We start from the raw sequence: 17,069 nt of genomic DNA, 5'->3' as shown, positions 1-17,069 counted from the left end.
CGAACGATGAAAATCAGCCTGGAAGCGTTGCAGATCCTGGATGCCATCGACCGGCGTGGTTCGTTCGCTGCCGCGGCCAAGGTGCTGTTCAAGGTGCCTTCGACGATTTCCTACACGGTGTCCAAACTCGAAGAGGATCTGGGCGTGCAGCTGTTCGAGCGGGTGGGGCCGAAGGCCACGCCTACCCAGGCTGGCCGCGAGCTGTTGCGCGAGGGACGCCACTTGCTGCATGCCGCGCAAGAGCTGGAGGTGCGGGTGCGGCGCGTGGCTTCCGGCTGGGAGTCGGAGTTTGCGATCGGGCTGGATGCGGTGCTGCCTGCGGCCTTGCTGCAGTCGCAGATCCTGGACTTCTACACCGTGGCCGACAGTACGCGGCTGCGTGTGCTGAGCGAGTCGTTGTCGGGCAGTTGGGAGGCGCTGCTGGACAGGCGCGTGGACCTGATCGTGGCGGCGGGCGAGGGGCCCAGCGGTGGCGGCTATGTGGCCGAGCCGATCGGCACGTTGCGGTTCGTGTTTGCCGTGGCATCCACCTCTCCGCTGGCGAATGCCGGCCTGCTGGGCGCGGCCGAGTTGGCCGAACACCGTGCGATCGCAGTGGCGGATTCGGCGCGGCGCCTGCTGCCGCGCACGGTCGGGCTGCTCTCCGGACGCGATGTGCTCACCGTGCCCGACATGCGCACCAAGCTGCTGCTGCAATTGGCCGGCGTCGGCTACGGCTTTCTGCCCGAGCCGTATGCGCGCGGGGCGCTGCAGGAAGGCCGGCTACGCGAGGTGCAGGTGGAAACCCGCAAGCCCGACGAAACCTTTTATCTGGCATGGCGGCCGGGCGAAGAGGGGGAGGCATTGAGCTGGTGGCGACGTGCCTTGCGCAGCGAGGGCCTGTTCGAGCGCTGGTTGCACGCCTTGGCCGCAACGTATCGTTCCGTCGCTGCCGGGCAGTCGCCGCTGTGAGGGAAGACGGATAATGGTCGCCCGCCATCGCGCAGGGTCGTCGCATGCAAGGCTTGATCGAACAGTACGGATTGGCGCTGGTGTTCGCCAACGTGCTGGCGTTGTCGCTCGGGCTGCCGGTGCCAGCGTTGCCGACCCTGGTGCTGGTCGGCGCCAGCTATGCGTTGCAAGGTGGCAGCGATGCCTGGCTGGCCGGGCTTGCAGCGTTGGCGGTCTCTGTCGCGGCAAGTCTCTTGGGCGATCTGGTCTGGTATCTGGCCGGTCGCCGCTTCGGTAACCGCACCTTGCAGTCGCTGTGTCGGCTGTCGTTGTCGCGCGACAGCTGCATGAAACAGACCGAGCGCTTTTTTTCGCGCTGGGGCGTGCGCGTGCTGGCGGTCGCCAAGTTCGTGCCGGGCCTGTCGATGGTCTCGGTGCCGATGGCCGGGGCAATGCGGGTACGTCCTGCGGCGTTCCTGCGATACGACGCCGTCGGTGCATCGTTGTGGGCATTGGTCGGCTTGAGTGTGGGTGCTGCGTTCGCGCCTCAGGTGCAGGACGTGCTTGCCTTGCTGTCCGAACTCGGCGCGGGCGCGATCGTGGTCTTGGCCGCGTTGCTGGCCGGCTATGTCGGTTGGCGCTGGTGGCGACGGCAGAGCCTGTTGCGATCGCTGGAGCATGCGCGCATCGCGGTAGACGAGTTGGTGCCGTTGCTGGCCGGCGAAGAAAGCCTGCGGCCGACCGTGCTGGATATCCGTGCCCCGGGCTATCGCCAGTTGCAGCCATACACCATTCCTGGCGCCGTGTTCGCCGACGAGCGTCAGCTGGCGCAGATCCTTGCCAGCGTGCCGCGCGATCGCAGCGTGGTGATCTACTGTGCGTGTCCGGACGAGGTGTCTGCAGCATGGCTGGCTGCGCGGATGCGCGAGCGCGGGTACCGCGATGTGCGGCCACTGCTGGGTGGTCTGGACGCATGGCGCGATGCCGGGCACCCGGTGACATCGCTGGTGCCGGTGACGGTGGTTGCCGACGCGAACGCTGCTGCTGCCACGGCCTGATTGCGCGGGAGGCGGTGCGTGCGGTGACGGCGGCGCGCGTTCTGCTGAGAGATCGGCATCGCCCGACGGAACGGCGCACTGCAATGCAACGCACTGCGCACCAGCGTCTGCTTCGGCAGAAACGACGGGTAAAAAAAAGACCAGCAAGCTGGTCGTTTTCTTCAAGATTGGTGCGCCCGGAGAGATTCGAACTCCCGACCGCCTGGTTCGTAGCCAGGTACTCTATCCAACTGAGCTACGGGCGCATATCTTGTTTTGACTTGCAGATCTGACGCGGGGCGATCGGATCTTTTTAACTTAAAAACAGCGCGTGAGTGCTGTCTTCTTCTTGTTCTGAGGATGGTGCGCCCGGAGAGATTCGAACTCCCGACCGCCTGGTTCGTAGCCAGGTACTCTATCCAACTGAGCTACGGGCGCCTCGTCAGGAGCGGAATTATGCGGATGAGCGACGGGTCCGTCAATCCCTTTGTGAAATTCCAGCGTCGTTGCGGTCGTGGTCAGGCGCGCGACGCAGCGCAGCGACCACGGCCGCAGGCGTTTTCATCCAGGCGAAATGATCGCTGCGTGCGCCGAGGTGCACATCGTCCAATCGCACATGGTGTGGGTGTGTTTGCGGCATCTTGTCGAGTAATGCGCGCAGCGCATCTGCTGGGCCCCACGTGTCGCGCGCAAGGGTGACTGCGCGGATCGGCACGCGCAGTTGGCCCAGCGCCTGTTCCAGATCCCATGGCGCGCCTGCCGCGCGATAGCGATTGCTGCGGCCGACCTGTGCCCAATCGGCAATCAGACTGCGTGCTTCGGTGCCGCCAAAACCGAGCTTGCGCCCGTGCAGTACGCCCTGCCTGCGCGCCAGCCATGGCAACAACCGAAACGCCAAGGGCAGGCCGTAACGCATGGGGACGGGAAAATTGCGCCAGTACGGCGAGCCGCTGGCCACCAGCCAGAGCTGAGCGAATTGCACCGGATGCAGCGCGGCGTAGCAGCACGCGAGCTGACCGCCAAGGCTGTGTCCACCGACCATGCGCGGCAGCTGCGGGTCGTGGATATCGAGCAGGGCGTGGCTGGCGGGAAGGTCGTCTGCAAGCAGCGTGCGATAGCCCCAATCGTGCTCACGCGACGGGCGCAGCGTGCTGCTGCCATTGCCGCGCCATTCGTGCAGATACACCGCAACGCCGGTGGACGCGAGCGCCTGCGCGAAGGGTTGGTAATGCCGCGCTGCCACGCCCAATGCCGGCAGCCACAGCAGCGTTGTCGTCGGGTGCGGCGGTGCGCAACGGATGACCTGCCAGCGATGCCCATCTGCAGCGCTGGCGAGCAGGGTGTCGGTCTGCACGCTCATGCGCCGGACGCGGCGCCGAAGTGGTCGAGCACCAGCACATCGCTGTGGCCGGGGCGTTGGCCGAGGCGGATAGCGCGGGCAACGTAATCGATCGCTGCCTCGCAGGCATTGAGCAGCGACAGGCCCTGGCACAGCTGCGCGGCGATGGCTGCCGACAGGCTGCAGCCGGTGCCGTGCGCATCGACCTGCAGGCGCGGGTGCATGAACACATCCTGGGTCACGCCGTCATCGAAGCGGTCGAGCACGCGTGCGCCTTCGTGCAGATGTCCGCCCTTGAGCAGCACGGCGTTGGCGCCCAGGTCGAGCAAGGCGGCGGTGGCATGTTCGGCGGCGTCGGCGCTGTCGATGCGGCGGCTGGTCAGCAACTCGGCCTCGGGCGTGTTGGGGGTGACCAGGGTGGCCAGCGGCAGCAAGCGCGTGCGCAGCGCATCCAGTGCCGCATCTTCGAGCAGGCGCGCGCCGCTGGTGGATACCATCACCGGGTCGAGCACTACGAACGGTGGGCGATATCGCTCAAGCAGGTCGGCCACGCAATGAATGACGTCGGCATTGGCCAGCATGCCGAGCTTGACCGCCTGGATCTCGAAATCGGCAAAGCAGGCGTCCACCTGCGCCTGCAAAAACGACAACGGTGGAAGATGCACGGCGGTGACGGCGCGGGTGTGTTGCGCGGTCAATGCGGTAATCGCCGACAACCCGTGCACGCGGTGCGCGGCGAAGGTCTTGAGGTCGGCCTGGATGCCGGCGCCGCCCCCGGAGTCGGAGCCGGCGATGCTCAATGCGGACAGCGTACTGGGCGTAGTCATGTGGCGATTCTGCACTGCTGGCCGGAGGATGTGCGCATCATCCTGTGCGCCAGCGGCGCCATTGCAGGTAGGCGACATAACCGGCGCCGGTCAATCCGGTGAGGCTGGCGGGTAGGTAGAGCGCGTCGTACTGCCAGCGCTGGAACAGCAAGGTTCCGAGGATGCTGCCGCCGAGAAAACCGCTGATGATCAGCGCGCTCAGCGTGAGGCGCCGCACCTGCAGCGGACGCCCGCGCAGCAGGTGCCCCAGGCCGATGCCCAGGTCGGTGAACATGCCGCTCAAATGCGTGGTGCGGACCGCTGCACCGCTGAGGGTGGTCGCCATCGCATTCTGCAGGCCGCAGGCGCCAGCGGCGCACAGGACGCCGCCGACATGATGCAACTTGAACAGTGCAATCGCGCCCAGCAACAGCAGCGCCTCGAGCAGCAACGCGGCGCCGTAGCGCTGTCCAAGCCGCAAGACATCGTCTTCGATGATCAGTCCGCTGAGCATGGCGCCTGTTCGATGATCAGTCCGCTGAGCATGGCGCCTGCGCAGAAGGCGATGAGGACGCCGCAGAGAAAGCCGATGTCCGGTGCGGTGTTTTGCGCCAGGGCAACGCCAAGCAGACTGGTCGTGCCGGTGAGGTGGCTGACCACCTGGTGCTCGGAGCCCAGGTAGCCCACCACATTGACCATGCCGGCCACGGCCGACAATGCCACCGCGCCAATCCAGACCCAGCGCGGCAGCAGGATTCCCATCTCGGGTTCAGGGGCTACCGTTGATTGCAATCTGCGAGAACGCGCCGGTCTGCGGGTCGTACAGCGCGCCCCAGAACATGCTGCCGCCGTCGCAGACCTGGATCGCTTCCCTCGCCGGTTTCACCGGCGGGTCGTTGGGGAGCTTGAACGCGTTGATGTAGATCAACTGCTGGCCCTGGATCACCACACCCACGTATTGGCGGTCGAACTCGCGCGGCTCGGCAATGGTGGGCGTCAACGCATCCTGCCGCGCTTCGAGCTGTTCGATCTGCTGATGGCTTGGCGCCCAATAGCCGCTGATCCGGCCTGGATGCCGCGCCGGGCTGTCGCGCGAGCAGGTCTGCACCACCTGTTCGGCCACGCTCTGCCGGGTGATGATCCAGGACTGTCCGTTCTTGAGATTGGTCGGCACGCTGGATGGCCCCTGCGTGCTGGCGCAACCGGCCAGCGCGATCGCGGCGAGCGCCGCCGCGCCGCGATATGCGCGCATCACAACACCTCCGAAGCGAAGTCGGCCAGACGCGAGCGCTCGCCGCGACGCAGCGTGATGTGCGCGCTATGCGGCCACGCCTTGAAGCGATCCACCGCGTAGGTCAGCCCCGAAGTGGTTTCGGTGAGGTAGGGGGTGTCGATCTGTTCGACGTTGCCGAGGCACACGATCTTGGTGCCGGGGCCGGCACGGGTGATCAGCGTCTTCATCTGCTTGGGCGTGAGGTTTTGCGCCTCGTCCAGGATCAGATACCGCGACAGGAAGGTGCGGCCGCGCATGAAGTTCATCGAGCGGATCTTGATGCGACTGGCGAGCAGGTCGTTGGTGGCCGCTCGGCCCCACGAGCCACCCTCCTGGTTGTGCGTGAGCACTTCCAGATTGTCGGTCAGTGCGCCCATCCACGGCGTCATCTTTTCTTCTTCGGTACCGGGCAGGAAGCCGATATCTTCGCCCACGCTGACGGTGGCGCGGGTCATGATGATTTCCCGGTAACGCTGCTGGTCCATGGTCTGCGCCAGGCCTGCAGCCAGTGCGAGCAAGGTCTTGCCGGTGCCGGCGGTACCGAGCAGGGTGACGAAGTCGATCTCCGGGTCCATCAGCGCGTTGAGCGCGAAATTCTGCTCGCGGTTGCGCGCCACGATGCCCCAGACCGCATGCTGGCCGCTGCGGAAATCGTCGACCAGGCACAGGGTGGCCTTGCCGCCGCCAACCTTGGCCACGCGCAGCTCCACCTCGTCTTCGCCGGGCAGGTACAGGTACTGGTTCGGATACCAGTCTTCGTCCTCGGCCAGGACGATTTCGTAATGGGTGCGGCCGCGTTCGTTCCAGCTGCGCAGATCTTCGTTGTGCTTCTGCCAGAAATCTTCCGGCAGCTCGATGGCGCCGGTGAACAGCAGGCTGAAATCGTCCAGCGCACGGTCGTTTTGGTAGTCCTCGGCGACCAGGCCGCTGATGTAGGCCTTGATGCGCAGGTTGATGTCCTTGGACACCAGGATGACCGGCACATCCGGATTTTCTTCGCGCAGCGCCAGCACCGAGGCCAGGATCTTGTTGTCCGGCAGCATTTCGCCGAAGGTCCGGCCCGGATCGATCGGCTTGATCTGGAAAAACAGCCGGCCGATCGCGGCCTGACCTTTAAGCTGGATGCCCTGCGGATGGCTGAGCAGGATGCCGGCCTGGATTTGCTCGGCGTTGGTGTTTTCCAGCAATTCGTCCAGGAAACGGCTGACCTGGCGTGCATTGCGGCTGACTTCGGAGGTGCCCTTCTTGGCGTTGTCGAGCTCCTCGATCACCTGCATCGGCAGGAACACATCGTGTTCCTCGAACTTGAACAGCGCGGTGGGATCGTGCATCAGCACGTTGGTGTCCAGCACGTAGATGCGCTTGCCTCGGGTCATTGGGTCTTCCAAGTGATGGAGCAGGGGCGAGCCATCACGCCTGCAGCTGCAGGGTGATGGAGGACGCGGGAAGCGAGGGATGTCACTGTTTGGCGTGCGCCTTTACTGCGGCCAGCACGGCCTCGGCATGGCCGGCGACCTTGACCTTGCGCCATTCCAGCACGACATGCCCTTCGGGCGACAGCAAGAAGGTGCTGCGCTCGATGCCGAGCACCTGTTTGCCGTACATGTTCTTTTCCTTGATCACGTCGAAGGCGCGGCACAGCGCTTCATCGCTGTCGCTGATCAACGGGAAGGTGAAGCCTTGCTTGGCGCAGAAGTTGTCGTGCGACTTCACCGAATCGCGCGAGACGCCCAGCACCATCGCACCTGCTTTTTTGAACTGCGGCAGCAAGGCGTTGAAGTCCAGGCCTTCGGTGGTGCAGCCGGGCGTGCTGTCTTTCGGATAAAAGTACAGCACCAGCCATTTGCCGGCATAGTCGCGCAGGGTGGTCTGGGTGCCGCCGGACAGCGCCAGCGGCAGGTCGAAGGTTGCAGCAGGGAGTTCGAATACAGCGTCGGTCATCGTTGCTCAGCCCAAAGTGGAGGGGCGTACGGCGCGGTCATGCCGGGCCGACGTCCATCCCATCATAAGCAGCCACATGGAAGCGTTTGGCAAGTGCGTCGAACTGCGCATTGCGCTGATTCAGCGACTCGATGGTGTGGTGTTCTTTCTTGTCCACATGCAGGAAGTACGACTCTTCGTCGTCGCCATCGTCTTCGTCGCGTTCGCCGAGGAAGATGTCGATGACGCGATAGCCGTCCTGGGTCAGTTGCTCGGCGAGTTTCTGCAGCGGCTCCTGCGCGGGATCGGCGAAGAAGTATTCCCAGCGCAGCGGACCGTCGAGATTCCAATCGGTCTCCGAGCGGATGTGGTCGAACATCTGTTTTAGCGCAGAGATCGCGATGGCCATTGGTTGGTGCCTTAGAACTTCATCGGGTCCATGATCGCGTCGAGATTGAGGTGATCACAGAATTCCAGGAAATCATCGCGCAAGGCGGCGATGTGCATGTTGGCCGGCACGCCGATCGTCACCTGCGCCGAAAACATCTCCGCGCCGGTCTGCATGGCGCGGTAGCGGGTGCTTTGCAGGTTTTCGATGGTGATGCCCTGGCGGTCGAAGAAATCGGCAAGCTGGAACAGGATGCCCGGCTTGTCGGCGGCGATCACTTCGACGATGTAGGGCAGCAGGTTGGACTGGGTCTGCTTGGGGCCGGTGCGATACCACACCAGCTTGAGACCTTCCTCGCGTTCGAGCCGGGTCAGCATGGCTTCGAGCTTGGCGACCGAATCCCAGGAGCCGGTTGCCAGTGCGGTGACCGAGACGTCGCGCCCCACCGTGGCCAGACGGGCGTCCACGAGATTGCAACCGCTGTCGGCGATGCGGCGAGTGACGGGCAACAGGGGGGACTCCGGATGCGTCGTGTAGGCGTTGATCAGGAGGTGATTTTCGGTCGGCGAAGGCCGGGGTGTAGAGTCGGTCAAAGGGGCTTCCGGCATTGCATCAGGCTGAATGGCCGCCCGGGCAGGCGCCCTGGCGGTGACCAGCATACTTGCCCGTGGTTTCGCGCCGCAAGTAACATGCAGGCGGTCGCAACCCGCGCGTGCGCGGGCCTTTTCCTGTCACGTAAGAGCAGCAGAATCTTGTCCCTTTCCGGCATCATCACCGCGCTGGCGACCCCCTTCGGTCCCGATGGCGCACTCGACCTGGATGCCTGGCGGCGGCTGCTGGAGCAGCAGTTGCACGGTGGCGTGCAGGGACTCGTGGTTGCCGGCTCCACCGGCGAAGCGGCGGCATTGAGCGACGACGAATACGACACCCTACTGCGCGCTGCCGCGGCGCAGGTGGCCGGTCGCGTGCCGGTGCTGGCCGGCACCGGCTTGTCCGGGACGGCAAAGACCATTGCGCAGACCCGTCGCGCTGCAGCGCTAGGCGCGCAGTACGCGCTGGTGGTGACGCCGCCCTACGTGCGTCCGACCCAGGCCGGGTTGAAGGCACACTTTCTAGCGGTGGCCGATGAAGGTGGCCTGCCGGTGGTGCTGTACAACGTGCCGGGCCGCACCGGCTGCGACCTGCTGCCGGAGACGGTGGCCGAGCTGGTGGGCCATCCGAACATCGTCGGTATCAAGGAAGCGCGTAGCGAACCCGAGCGCGTCGCCGCGTTGGTGGCCTTGCGCAGCGACAGTTTTGTGGTGCTCAGCGGCGACGACGGCAGCGCGGCGCACGCGATGCTGTCCGGCGCTGCCGGGCTGATCTCGGTCGCCTCCAACGCCTTGCCGGCGGCGTACCGGCGCCTGTGCGATCTGGCCCGCGATGGCCAGCGCGATGCTGCCGCTGCCTGGGACGCGCGGCTGAGGGAATACCACAGCTTCTGCGGAATCGAATCCAATCCCATCCCGGTCAAGGCGCTGCTGCAGCGCGCCGGGATCGGCCACGGCCTGCGCTTGCCGCTGCTGCCTCTTTCTGCGGCGCACCAGCCTGCCGCCGACCGCCTTGCCGCCGACGCCATTGCGTTGGAAGCGCTTTCCAGCCGCGAAATGCTCGCGGCCTGACCCAGGAGATCTATCGATGCGTCATTCCGTTTCCCCCGTCCGCGTGCTGTCGCTCGCGTTGCTGGCGACCGCCACCGTCGCTGCCACGAGCGGTTGCAGCTGGTTTCACAAGGGCGCGCGCGGCGACTATGCGCTGGCCCCGGAAGCCCGCCCACTGGAAGTGCCGCCGGATCTGAACCTGCCCGACACCTCCGGTGCGATGAAGGTGCCGACGCTGGCTTCGACCACCCAGCAGCAGACCAACACGCCGCCGTCGGCAAGCGCCAATAGCGGGTTTACCGTGCCGGGCGAGCGCGACGAGGTGTTCGGCAAGGTGGGCGCGGCATTGGCCGACATCCCCGGCCTGACCATCGCCAGCAAGGCGCAGATGCTCGGTTCCTATGACGTGAGCTACGAGGGTTCCAGCTTCCTGGTGCGCGTGGTCAAGGTCGACGCCGGCAGTTACGTGTCGGCCGTGGACCCACGTGGCATGCCGGCGACGGCGGCAGCGCCGGTGGCGGTGATCGCTGCGCTCAAGGGCAAGCTGGGCGGCTGAGGCCGGTGCGGTTTGCTGGATAGCAAAACGGGCGCCTTGGGCGCCCGTTTTGCGTTAGTGCGGAGTTGATGGCAACTGCATTGTGAGGTGCGGCAGCGGTGCGGCTCCGGGCCGCGCCCGGTCATGCAGCTCAGCGCTGCAGCAGCGGCAATTTGTTGGGCTTGCCATCCCATTCGGCGGCATCCGGTGCCGGCTCCTGACGCACGGTCAGCACCGGCCAGGCCTTGGCGAGCTCGGCGTTGAGCGCCACGAAGGCTTCCTGGCCCGCTGGCACGTCGTCTTCGGGATAGATCGCGTTGGCCGGGCATTCCGGCTCGCACAGGGTGCAGTCGATGCACTCGTCCGGGTCGATGACCAGGAAGTTCGGCCCGACGTGGAAGCAATCCACCGGACAAACCTCGACGCAGTCGGTGTATTTGCACTTGATGCAGTTTTCGGTGACAACAAAAGGCATGGCGGAATCCGGCGTTTAGCCTTCCAATTCTAAAGCAGTCGCGTGATGGGTGTGGAGTTGTCGGCGTTTTTGCTGCTGGCCTGTCAGGCCAGCCCGCGCTGCCTGGCCAGCGCGAACAACCCTGCCGCAGCCAGATCTTCCGGATGCAGCCGGCTTTCGACGCCCAGGTGCTGCAGCGCCAGTGCGTAGCGCTGGGCCAGGGCGGGGCTGCCGACCAGATGCACAGTGGCGTGACCGCCGCGGTGCTCGCGAAGTTCGTGGCCGATCAGCACGCCCGAGAGGTAGGACGGCAGCGCCGCCGAGGACAGGCGTTCGAACAGGCCGAGCGTGCGGGTGCCGAACAGGTGGTGGCTGAGGCCGCCAGGGTCGTTGCTGCGATCGACACCTTTGAGGAATGCGTCAGCGTCCAGCGCAGCGTGGTCGTCATCCATCAGCTTGCCGAGGATGCTGTGCCGACGCAGCACGGCGTACAACTCGCCGGTCATGACCGTGGCGAAACCTGTGAGCTGGCCGTTGGCGATCCGCGCCCACTTGCTGTGCGTGCCGGGCAGGCAGGCGACATGCGCGCCGTCGCCGAGCGCGGCGATCAGCCCGACCAGTTGGGTTTCTTCGCCGCGCATCACATCGGGCACGCCGGTCTGTTCGCCGGTACTGACGCCAGGCACGAACCACAGCGCGCGGCCCGGCAACAGCGCGTCGTAGCAGCGCATCGCCTGGGCGAGCGCGGCGGTGTCGGCCGGGCAGGGGAGGTAGGGTTGCTCGACCCAGCCATTGCGGCTGCCGATCATGCCCGAGAGCAGCAGCGGGCCGTCCCAGCCATCGATCAGGCCAGCCAGCACTTCGTCGAAGCGACCCTGGCAGGCCAGGATGCCGTCGCTACCGCGGCGCTGCGCACGGACCTTGCCGTCGGCACCGAGCAGATAGCCGCGCAGGCTACTGGTGCCCCAATCGATGGCGATCACGCGCTCGCCACCCGAGTTTCGGGCAGGCCGGCGATGGCGAGGTCGCAGACGAACAGGCTGCCGGCCTCGGGCATGCGGGCCAGCTCATCGGCGCTGTGGTCCAGACGCGAGGAGATCACGTGCAGTCTATCCAGCGCTGCACCGCCGAAGGCGCTGCAGGTAGGGTGCTTGACCGGCAGCTGCACGACGCGCTCCGCGCTGCCATCGGGGCGATAACGCACCACGCGCGACGCACGCCATTGTGCATTCCACAGGTAACCTTCGCTGTCGATGATCGAGCCGTCCGGCTCGGCGTCATCGCGGTCCAGGCTGGTGAACACGCGCGTGTTGCTGGTTTGTGCAGTCTCCGGGTCGTAATCGCAGCACAGGATCTGCGGGCGCACCGAATCGCAGTAATACATGGTGCGGCCGTCGAGGCTGAAGCAGATCGAATTGGGAATGGACACACCCGGCAGCGGAAGGGCGCGCAAGCCGTGCTTCAGCGAAAATTGGTAGAACGCACCGCGCGCGGCCTTGCTGTCGTGTTCGTCCATGGTGCCGAACACCAGATTGCCATGCCGGTCGACGCGGCCATCGTTGCTGCGCGTAAGCGGGTTGTCCGCTTCCACGTCCGCCAGTTTTTCGAAGGGCAGCACGTCTTCTTCGATGGTGTCCGGATCGACAATGCCGATCGCCTTGGCCAGCGCGATCAGCACGCGGCCATCGTCCATCAAGCCGATGCAGCCGGGACGGTCGGGCAATGTCCAGTGGCGCGTGTGCGCACTGGCCGGATGGTGCCGCCACAGGCGTTTTTCGCTGATGTCGACCCAGTACAGCGCCTGGCGCTGCTCGCACCACAGCACGCCTTCGCCATGTGTGCAGCGGCTGTCGACCGCCAGCACGGCGGTGTGTTCGGGCGTGCTTACCATTCGGCGATGCTGCCATCGCTGTGGCGCCATACCGGGTTGCGCCAGTCGGGCGGGTTTTCGTTTGCGCGCTTGAGCATCTCTTCGTCGATCTCCACACCGAGCCCGGGTTTGGGCAGTGCGGCAATGCTGCCATCCACGCAGTGAAAATCGTCTTTGTTGACGACGTAATCGAGCAGATCCGCGCCTTCGTTGTAGTGGATGCCGATGCTCTGTTCCTGCAGCACGGCATTGTGCGAAACGAAGTCCACGTGCAGGCATGCGGCGAGTGCGATCGGGCCGAGCGGGCAGTGCGGTGCGAAGCCGACGTCGTAGGCTTCGGCCATCGCGGCGATCTTGACGCATTCGGTGATGCCGCCGGCATGCGACAGGTCCGGTTGCACCATGCCGATGCCACCGGCGCACAGCACGTTCTTGAATTCGAAGCGCGAGAACATGCGTTCGCCGGCGGCGAGCGGAATCGAAGTGCTTGCGGCCAGACGCGGGTAATACTCGGCCTGTTCGGCCAGCACCGGCTCCTCGACGAACAGGGGCTTGAACGGTTCGAGCTCGCGCAACAACGCCTTGGCCATCGGCGCGCCGACGCGGCCATGGAAATCGATGCCGAAGTCGATGGTGTTGCCGAAGGCTTCGCGAATTTCAGCCACCTTGACCACCGCCGCATCGACTGCGCGCGCGCTGTCGATCAGCTTCATTTCTTCGGTACCGTTGAACTTGAAGGTGTCGAAACCCAGCGCGCGGTAGTCGGTGATCTGCTGGATGATCGCGCCCGGGCGGTCGCCGCCGACCCAGCGATAGGTCTTCATGCGGTCGCGCACCAGCCCGCCCAGCAATTCGTACACCGGCACGCCCAGCGCCTTGCCTTTGATGTCCCACAGCGCCTGGTCGATACCGGCGATGGCGCTCATCAGGATGGCGCCGCCGCGATAAAAGCCGGCGCGGTACAGGGTTTGCCACAGGTCGTTGATGCGCGCCGGATCCTTGCCCACGACATAGCCGGCCAGTTCGTGCACGGCGGCCTCCACCGAACGCGCGCGGCCTTCGATGACCGGCTCTCCCCAGCCGGTGATGCCCTCGTCGGTCTCGACCTTGAGGAACAGCCAGCGCGGTGCAGCGTGGTAGGTGGTGAGGCGGGTGATCTTCATCCTTGCAGTTCCTGGTAGGCCTGCACAAAGGCGCGTGCATGCGTCTGGGTTGTTTCGAGCGATTGGCCGGGTTTGTACAGTTCGCCACCGATGCCGGCGCCGGCGGCGCCCTGGGCAACGAAGCCGGCCAGGGTCTGCGGGCTGACGCCGCCCACCACATAGACCGGGATGTGCGTGGGCAGCACCGAGCGCAGCGCGCGCACATGCGCGGCGCCATAGGTCGCTGCCGGAAATAGCTTGAGGATGGTTGCGCCGGCGTCGATGGCGTCGAACGCCTCGCTGGCGGTGGCGAAACCGGCCACCACGGTCAGGCCGCGCGACACCGCATGACGGATCAGCGATGGCCGCGTGTTCGGCGTAACGATGAAGCGCGCACCGATCTCGGCCAGGGTGTCGACATCTTCGTTGCGCAACACCGTGCCCGCACCGATCCAGGCGCGCGCGCCGAAGGTCTGCTGCGCCAGCGCGATGCTCTGCTCCCAGCGCGGCGAATTGAGCGGGATTTCGATCGCATCGAAACCGGCGTCGATCAGTGCGCCGACATGGTCGAGCGTCTCTTCCGGCGTGATGCCGCGCAGGATGGCGACCAGGGGCAGGACGAACGGGCTGGCGGTGGTATCTGAAGTCATGCGGTTACTCGTGGTAGAGCGGAAAGCGGCGGTTGGCGGCCGGAGGGCCGGCAACGTCGGGGGAGGCTGCGCGACTGCGTGTCGTGGCATGGCGGCCGACGCGCAGCGTGGGAGGAGGACGTGTGGCGAACAAGGCGATGGATTCCGACCTTGAGGGAGCGTCACCTGGACACGCATGCGCCGTCCTACGGCCTGCAATCGGCGGGCATGATGCCGTCATCGTCGTCCACCTCCGCATATAGGGCGTGCGTGTTGCCGCCCGAGGACGGGCAGGTCACGTCTGTTCTGACCGCGCCCGGGAGGTAGGGGCTCCTGCTGCGGCGTTCGATAGCCTCGCGCGGGGAGATATGTGCTGCAAATGAAATTTTCGGCATATTCTATTCCTCCGACGAATACACGGTCGCAACCGCACGCTATGGCAAATTCCGGTACTCCCTGGTTCAACGCAGCCCGGCTCAAGACGCGCCAGCTCCTGCTGCTGCTGCATTTGCACGAACAGCGCTCGGTGTTGCGCGCGGCTGAGGCCGCTAGCATGACGCAACCGGCCGCGTCCAAGTTGCTGGCGGAAATGGAAGACATGCTGGGGGTGAAATTATTCGAGCGGCATGCCCGTGGCGTGGAGCCCACCTGGTATGGCCACGTGCTGATCCGGCGCGCACGCGCAGCGATGTCGGAGATTGGGCGGGCGCAGGAAGAAATCGCCGCGCTGCGCGCCGGCCGCATGGGCCAGGCTTCGATCGGCACGGTGGTCAATCCGGGCACCAACCTGGTGCCGCAGGCCATCGCCGAGGTCAAGCGCGAATTTCCGGACATCCTGGTGCGTGTGGAAATGGACTACAGCCGTCCGCTGGTGGCCAAGTTGCTGGACGGGCAGCTCGATATCGTGATCGGGCGCATCCTCGGGCCGGAAGGGGTGGGCGAGCTGGAGTTCGAGCCGCTGGCCGACGAGCCGCATTCGGTGATCGCGCGTGCCGGCCATCCGCTGGCCAGCCGCGCCGGCCTGCAGCACGCCGATCTGGTACGGCACGGCTGGATTCTGCCGCCGGCCGACAGCGTGTTGCGCGCGCGCCTGGATTCGATGTTCATGGAGCACGGCGTGCAGACGCCGACCAATGCCATCGAAACCTCATCGCTGCCGGTCACCTCGACCCTGCTGCGCGGCACCGACATGCTGACCGCCCTGCCGGTGGAATCGGTGGCGCCGTTGATCCAGGCGAAATTGCTTACCGTGCTGCCGATCGAACTGGGCGTGCGGATGGAATCGTTCGGCATCATCCGTCGACGCGATTACGTCCTGCCGCCCGGTGCCGAGCGCATTTTGCAGGCGTTGCGCACCACTGCACGACGTCTGTATCCCGCGCTGCGCGTGCCGGACTCCCTTGCCTGACCAGTGCGCTCATCGCTATTCCGCAGTGGAATAGCAGCCTGTGAAATTTTCATTGGCTGGCGCTGCGTGGTGCGCCTATACGTGTGAACCAGATCGCACGCTGAAGCGCACGTAACGTCGGGCACGCGATCGGCGGCCAGACCGCCTGCTGGAGGGAATTGACGGGCGACATCGCCCGTTTTTTGCGTGATCACGCCGCGCGTCTGCGTTGCGACAACTTGTTCAATCGTCTTGCGTCCTGGGAGGGATTCAGATGTACCAGTGTTCCAGCCATGCCTCGGCAGGTACGGGCGTGCTCGCCCGTCGTTTGCCTTCGTTGCGCCGTTCCGCCATGGCCATCAGCATCGGGCTCTTGCTCGCTGCGCCGGTCTATGCGCAGCAGGCGCAGTCGTCCCAGAATGCCTCCTCGAGCACCGCGAGCAAGGCCACCGACCTGGATGCAGTGGAAGTGCGCGGTGTGCGCGCTAGCCTGATCAAGTCGCAGTCGATCAAGCACGATGCCGAACAGATCGTCGATTCGGTCAGCGCCGAGGATATCGGGGCCCTGCCGGATCGCAGCGTTACCGAAACCCTGCAACGGGTGAGCGGCGTGACCATCGATCACTTCATGGCGCGTAACGATCCGGATCACTTCTCTGCCGAAGGCAGCGGCGTGATGATTCGCGGCATGACCCAGGTGCGCGGCGAGCTCAATGGCCGCGACAGCTTCAGCGCGGCCGGCGGACGCGGCCTGAGCTTCGAAGATGTGCCGGCCGAACTGATGGCGGGCGTGGACGTCTACAAGAACCCGTCGGCCGAGATCATCGAAGGCGGTCTGGGCGGCACGGTCAACCTGCGCACGCGCATGCCGTTCGACCAGCCGGGCCGGATCATCGGTGCGACCGCCGACGTGAACTACGGCGATTTCAGCAAGACCTACAAACCATCGGGCTCGTTTCTCTTCAGCGATCGCTGGAATACCGGCCTCGGCGAGATGGGCTTGATGGTGGATGTGGCGCATTCGGAACTGGCCACGCGCAGCGATGGCATCCAGGTCGAGCCGTTCGTGCGCCGCACCGATGCGGCGCTGCTGGAAGGCACCAACTTCGACAAGGTCTACGTGCCCGGCGGCGTCAATTGGCGGCAGCTCGATTTCGAGCGCAAGCGCAACGGCGTGGCCGGCGCGTTCCAGTGGCGGCCCAGCGACGACACGGAGATCTACGTGCAATACATGCGCTCCAGTTACGACATGAACTGGCAGGAGCGTGCGGCGTTCTTCAACGACGACACCAACGCGATTGGCCCGGCGCCCGGGACGCAGTTTACCTACGATGCCGACGGCCGCTTCGTCAGTGGCTCGCCGGCATCCAGTTCCTGGCGCGGCAACGTCACCGGCAACGATGGTGTGCGCTTCTACACCAATAACCGCTACGCGCAGCAGAGCACGACCACCTCGGATTTGTCCGGCGGCTTTACCCACAAGCTCACCAGCAACCTCAGGAAGGTCTGAATAACGAGGCCTGAGAGTGCGGGATGTCGCGTCGTTCCGAAGAGTGGCGTTTGAATCTTTGGAATTTCGCCATTTCTGGCGCTTTCCGTGGGAATTTCCTGGTTTACAGGCGCACGCTCCCCATAGCCGGCAGCAACTGCTTTCGCTTCATCCACAGATTGGAGAGCGCAAACAAGGTCAGCACGTGTGCGGTGTTTTTGGCCAGGCCG

Annotated in this window: 17 protein-coding genes, 2 tRNA genes and 3 pseudogenes; 6 read left to right on the top strand and 16 right to left on the bottom strand. The window is 65.3% G+C overall.

What is annotated here, in order from left to right:
* Positions 1–6 precede the first annotated feature (6 nt).
* The gene (locus tag F7R02_RS08235) at positions 7–951 is read left to right on the top strand and encodes a LysR family transcriptional regulator (RefSeq protein WP_078588944.1); all 945 of its coding nucleotides are present in this window, start codon (positions 7–9) and stop codon (positions 949–951) included.
* A 44-nt stretch (positions 952–995) separates the two neighbouring features.
* Positions 996–1,988: a DedA family protein/thiosulfate sulfurtransferase GlpE gene (locus tag F7R02_RS08230; RefSeq protein ID WP_003481892.1), complete on the top strand. Its 993-nt coding sequence runs from the start codon at positions 996–998 to the stop codon at positions 1,986–1,988.
* A gap of 168 nt (positions 1,989–2,156) precedes the next feature.
* Here the strand turns inward: F7R02_RS08230 and F7R02_RS08225 are convergent.
* The 10 genes and pseudogenes from F7R02_RS08225 to F7R02_RS08180 all read right to left on the bottom strand — a co-directional run bounded on the left by F7R02_RS08225 (position 2,157) and on the right by F7R02_RS08180 (position 8,352).
* A tRNA-Arg gene (locus F7R02_RS08225) sits at positions 2,157–2,233 on the bottom strand.
* A gap of 95 nt (positions 2,234–2,328) precedes the next feature.
* Positions 2,329–2,405 (bottom strand) — tRNA-Arg (locus F7R02_RS08220).
* A 40-nt stretch (positions 2,406–2,445) separates the two neighbouring features.
* Positions 2,446–3,327 carry an alpha/beta hydrolase family protein gene (locus tag F7R02_RS08215; RefSeq protein ID WP_078588942.1) on the bottom strand — a complete coding sequence of 294 codons (882 nt, stop codon included), beginning with the start codon at positions 3,325–3,327 and terminating at the stop codon, positions 2,446–2,448.
* The gene (gene thiD / locus F7R02_RS08210) at positions 3,324–4,133 is read right to left on the bottom strand and encodes a bifunctional hydroxymethylpyrimidine kinase/phosphomethylpyrimidine kinase (RefSeq protein WP_167520993.1); all 810 of its coding nucleotides are present in this window, start codon (positions 4,131–4,133) and stop codon (positions 3,324–3,326) included. The genes F7R02_RS08215 and thiD overlap by 4 nt, the downstream gene beginning before the upstream one ends.
* Before the next feature lie 37 nt (positions 4,134–4,170).
* Positions 4,171–4,874: pseudogene (locus F7R02_RS27495) on the bottom strand (YoaK family protein).
* Between the two features lie 7 nt (positions 4,875–4,881).
* On the bottom strand, positions 4,882–5,364 hold the full coding sequence (locus F7R02_RS08200; protein ID WP_005916562.1) for a hypothetical protein: 483 nt from the start codon (positions 5,362–5,364) through the stop codon (positions 4,882–4,884).
* On the bottom strand, positions 5,364–6,761 hold the full coding sequence (locus tag F7R02_RS08195) for a PhoH family protein (RefSeq protein WP_003481904.1): 1,398 nt from the start codon (positions 6,759–6,761) through the stop codon (positions 5,364–5,366). Before F7R02_RS08195 ends, F7R02_RS08200 begins: the two co-directional genes overlap by 1 nt.
* Positions 6,762–6,843: 82 nt before the next feature.
* Positions 6,844–7,326, bottom strand: coding sequence for a peroxiredoxin (locus F7R02_RS08190; RefSeq protein ID WP_005916564.1), 483 nt, complete (start codon positions 7,324–7,326; stop codon positions 6,844–6,846).
* 37 nt (positions 7,327–7,363) lie between these two features.
* Positions 7,364–7,714, bottom strand: a complete 351-nt coding sequence (locus tag F7R02_RS08185) for a ribonuclease E inhibitor RraB (protein WP_003481909.1) — start codon at positions 7,712–7,714, stop codon at positions 7,364–7,366.
* 11 nt (positions 7,715–7,725) lie between these two features.
* Positions 7,726–8,352 carry a glycine cleavage system transcriptional repressor gene (locus F7R02_RS08180; protein WP_002813792.1) on the bottom strand — a complete coding sequence of 209 codons (627 nt, stop codon included), beginning with the start codon at positions 8,350–8,352 and terminating at the stop codon, positions 7,726–7,728.
* Between the two features lie 93 nt (positions 8,353–8,445).
* On the opposite strand from F7R02_RS08180, the gene dapA reads away from it, so the two are divergent.
* Positions 8,446–9,354, top strand: coding sequence for a 4-hydroxy-tetrahydrodipicolinate synthase (dapA, locus tag F7R02_RS08175; protein WP_005919532.1), 909 nt, complete (start codon positions 8,446–8,448; stop codon positions 9,352–9,354).
* Positions 9,355–9,370: 16 nt separating this feature from the next.
* Positions 9,371–9,889, top strand: a complete 519-nt coding sequence (locus F7R02_RS08170; RefSeq protein WP_005916570.1) for a hypothetical protein — start codon at positions 9,371–9,373, stop codon at positions 9,887–9,889.
* A gap of 130 nt (positions 9,890–10,019) precedes the next feature.
* On the opposite strand, the gene fdxA is transcribed toward F7R02_RS08170, so the two are convergent.
* The 5 genes from fdxA to F7R02_RS08145 all read right to left on the bottom strand — a co-directional run bounded on the left by fdxA (position 10,020) and on the right by F7R02_RS08145 (position 13,984).
* Complete coding sequence (gene fdxA / locus F7R02_RS08165; RefSeq protein ID WP_003481917.1) at positions 10,020–10,343, bottom strand: ferredoxin FdxA; 324 nt, start codon at positions 10,341–10,343, stop codon at positions 10,020–10,022.
* Positions 10,344–10,426: 83 nt separating this feature from the next.
* Entirely contained in the window at positions 10,427–11,305 is an 879-nt protein-coding gene (locus F7R02_RS08160) for a 2-dehydro-3-deoxygalactonokinase (protein WP_078588940.1), read from the bottom strand.
* Positions 11,302–12,213 carry an SMP-30/gluconolactonase/LRE family protein gene (locus tag F7R02_RS08155; RefSeq protein WP_005916575.1) on the bottom strand — a complete coding sequence of 304 codons (912 nt, stop codon included), beginning with the start codon at positions 12,211–12,213 and terminating at the stop codon, positions 11,302–11,304. Before F7R02_RS08155 ends, F7R02_RS08160 begins: the two co-directional genes overlap by 4 nt.
* Positions 12,207–13,355, bottom strand: coding sequence for a galactonate dehydratase (gene dgoD / locus F7R02_RS08150; RefSeq protein ID WP_003481922.1), 1,149 nt, complete (start codon positions 13,353–13,355; stop codon positions 12,207–12,209). The genes F7R02_RS08155 and dgoD overlap by 7 nt, the downstream gene beginning before the upstream one ends.
* Positions 13,352–13,984 carry a 2-dehydro-3-deoxy-6-phosphogalactonate aldolase gene (locus F7R02_RS08145; protein WP_003481924.1) on the bottom strand — a complete coding sequence of 211 codons (633 nt, stop codon included), beginning with the start codon at positions 13,982–13,984 and terminating at the stop codon, positions 13,352–13,354. Before F7R02_RS08145 ends, dgoD begins: the two co-directional genes overlap by 4 nt.
* Positions 13,985–14,399: 415 nt before the next feature.
* Between F7R02_RS08145 and F7R02_RS08135 the strand changes: the two genes are divergently transcribed.
* Positions 14,400–15,371, top strand: a complete 972-nt coding sequence (locus tag F7R02_RS08135) for a LysR family transcriptional regulator (RefSeq protein WP_003481928.1) — start codon at positions 14,400–14,402, stop codon at positions 15,369–15,371.
* Between the two features lie 253 nt (positions 15,372–15,624).
* A pseudogene (locus F7R02_RS08130) lies at positions 15,625–16,848 on the top strand (TonB-dependent receptor plug domain-containing protein); the annotation flags it as partial.
* 115 nt (positions 16,849–16,963) lie between these two features.
* Here F7R02_RS08130 and F7R02_RS08120 read toward each other — a convergent pair.
* Positions 16,964–17,069: pseudogene (locus tag F7R02_RS08120) on the bottom strand (IS5/IS1182 family transposase); the annotation flags it as partial.

The organism is Xanthomonas cissicola (genome assembly GCF_008801575.1).
In the GTDB taxonomy this organism is placed as follows: Bacteria; Pseudomonadota; Gammaproteobacteria; order Xanthomonadales; family Xanthomonadaceae; genus Xanthomonas; species Xanthomonas cissicola.
This window is presented reverse-complemented; position numbering and strand designations above follow the sequence as displayed.

Coding starts and splice junctions, on each gene's coding strand:
- thiD (WP_167520993.1), bottom strand. CDS start 4,133: ATGACTACGCCCAGTACGCTGTCCGCATTGAGCATCGCCGGCTCCGAC.
- F7R02_RS08170 (WP_005916570.1), top strand. CDS start 9,371: ATGCGTCATTCCGTTTCCCCCGTCCGCGTGCTGTCGCTCGCGTTGCTG.
- F7R02_RS08195 (WP_003481904.1), bottom strand. CDS start 6,761: ATGACCCGAGGCAAGCGCATCTACGTGCTGGACACCAACGTGCTGATG.
- F7R02_RS08190 (WP_005916564.1), bottom strand. CDS start 7,326: ATGACCGACGCTGTATTCGAACTCCCTGCTGCAACCTTCGACCTGCCG.
- F7R02_RS08135 (WP_003481928.1), top strand. CDS start 14,400: ATGGCAAATTCCGGTACTCCCTGGTTCAACGCAGCCCGGCTCAAGACG.
- F7R02_RS08185 (WP_003481909.1), bottom strand. CDS start 7,714: ATGGCCATCGCGATCTCTGCGCTAAAACAGATGTTCGACCACATCCGC.
- F7R02_RS08155 (WP_005916575.1), bottom strand. CDS start 12,213: ATGGTAAGCACGCCCGAACACACCGCCGTGCTGGCGGTCGACAGCCGC.
- F7R02_RS08235 (WP_078588944.1), top strand. CDS start 7: ATGAAAATCAGCCTGGAAGCGTTGCAGATCCTGGATGCCATCGACCGG.
- fdxA (WP_003481917.1), bottom strand. CDS start 10,343: ATGCCTTTTGTTGTCACCGAAAACTGCATCAAGTGCAAATACACCGAC.
- F7R02_RS08145 (WP_003481924.1), bottom strand. CDS start 13,984: ATGACTTCAGATACCACCGCCAGCCCGTTCGTCCTGCCCCTGGTCGCC.
- F7R02_RS08230 (WP_003481892.1), top strand. CDS start 996: ATGCAAGGCTTGATCGAACAGTACGGATTGGCGCTGGTGTTCGCCAAC.
- F7R02_RS08200 (WP_005916562.1), bottom strand. CDS start 5,364: ATGCGCGCATATCGCGGCGCGGCGGCGCTCGCCGCGATCGCGCTGGCC.
- dgoD (WP_003481922.1), bottom strand. CDS start 13,355: ATGAAGATCACCCGCCTCACCACCTACCACGCTGCACCGCGCTGGCTG.
- F7R02_RS08215 (WP_078588942.1), bottom strand. CDS start 3,327: ATGAGCGTGCAGACCGACACCCTGCTCGCCAGCGCTGCAGATGGGCAT.
- F7R02_RS08180 (WP_002813792.1), bottom strand. CDS start 8,352: ATGCTGGTCACCGCCAGGGCGCCTGCCCGGGCGGCCATTCAGCCTGAT.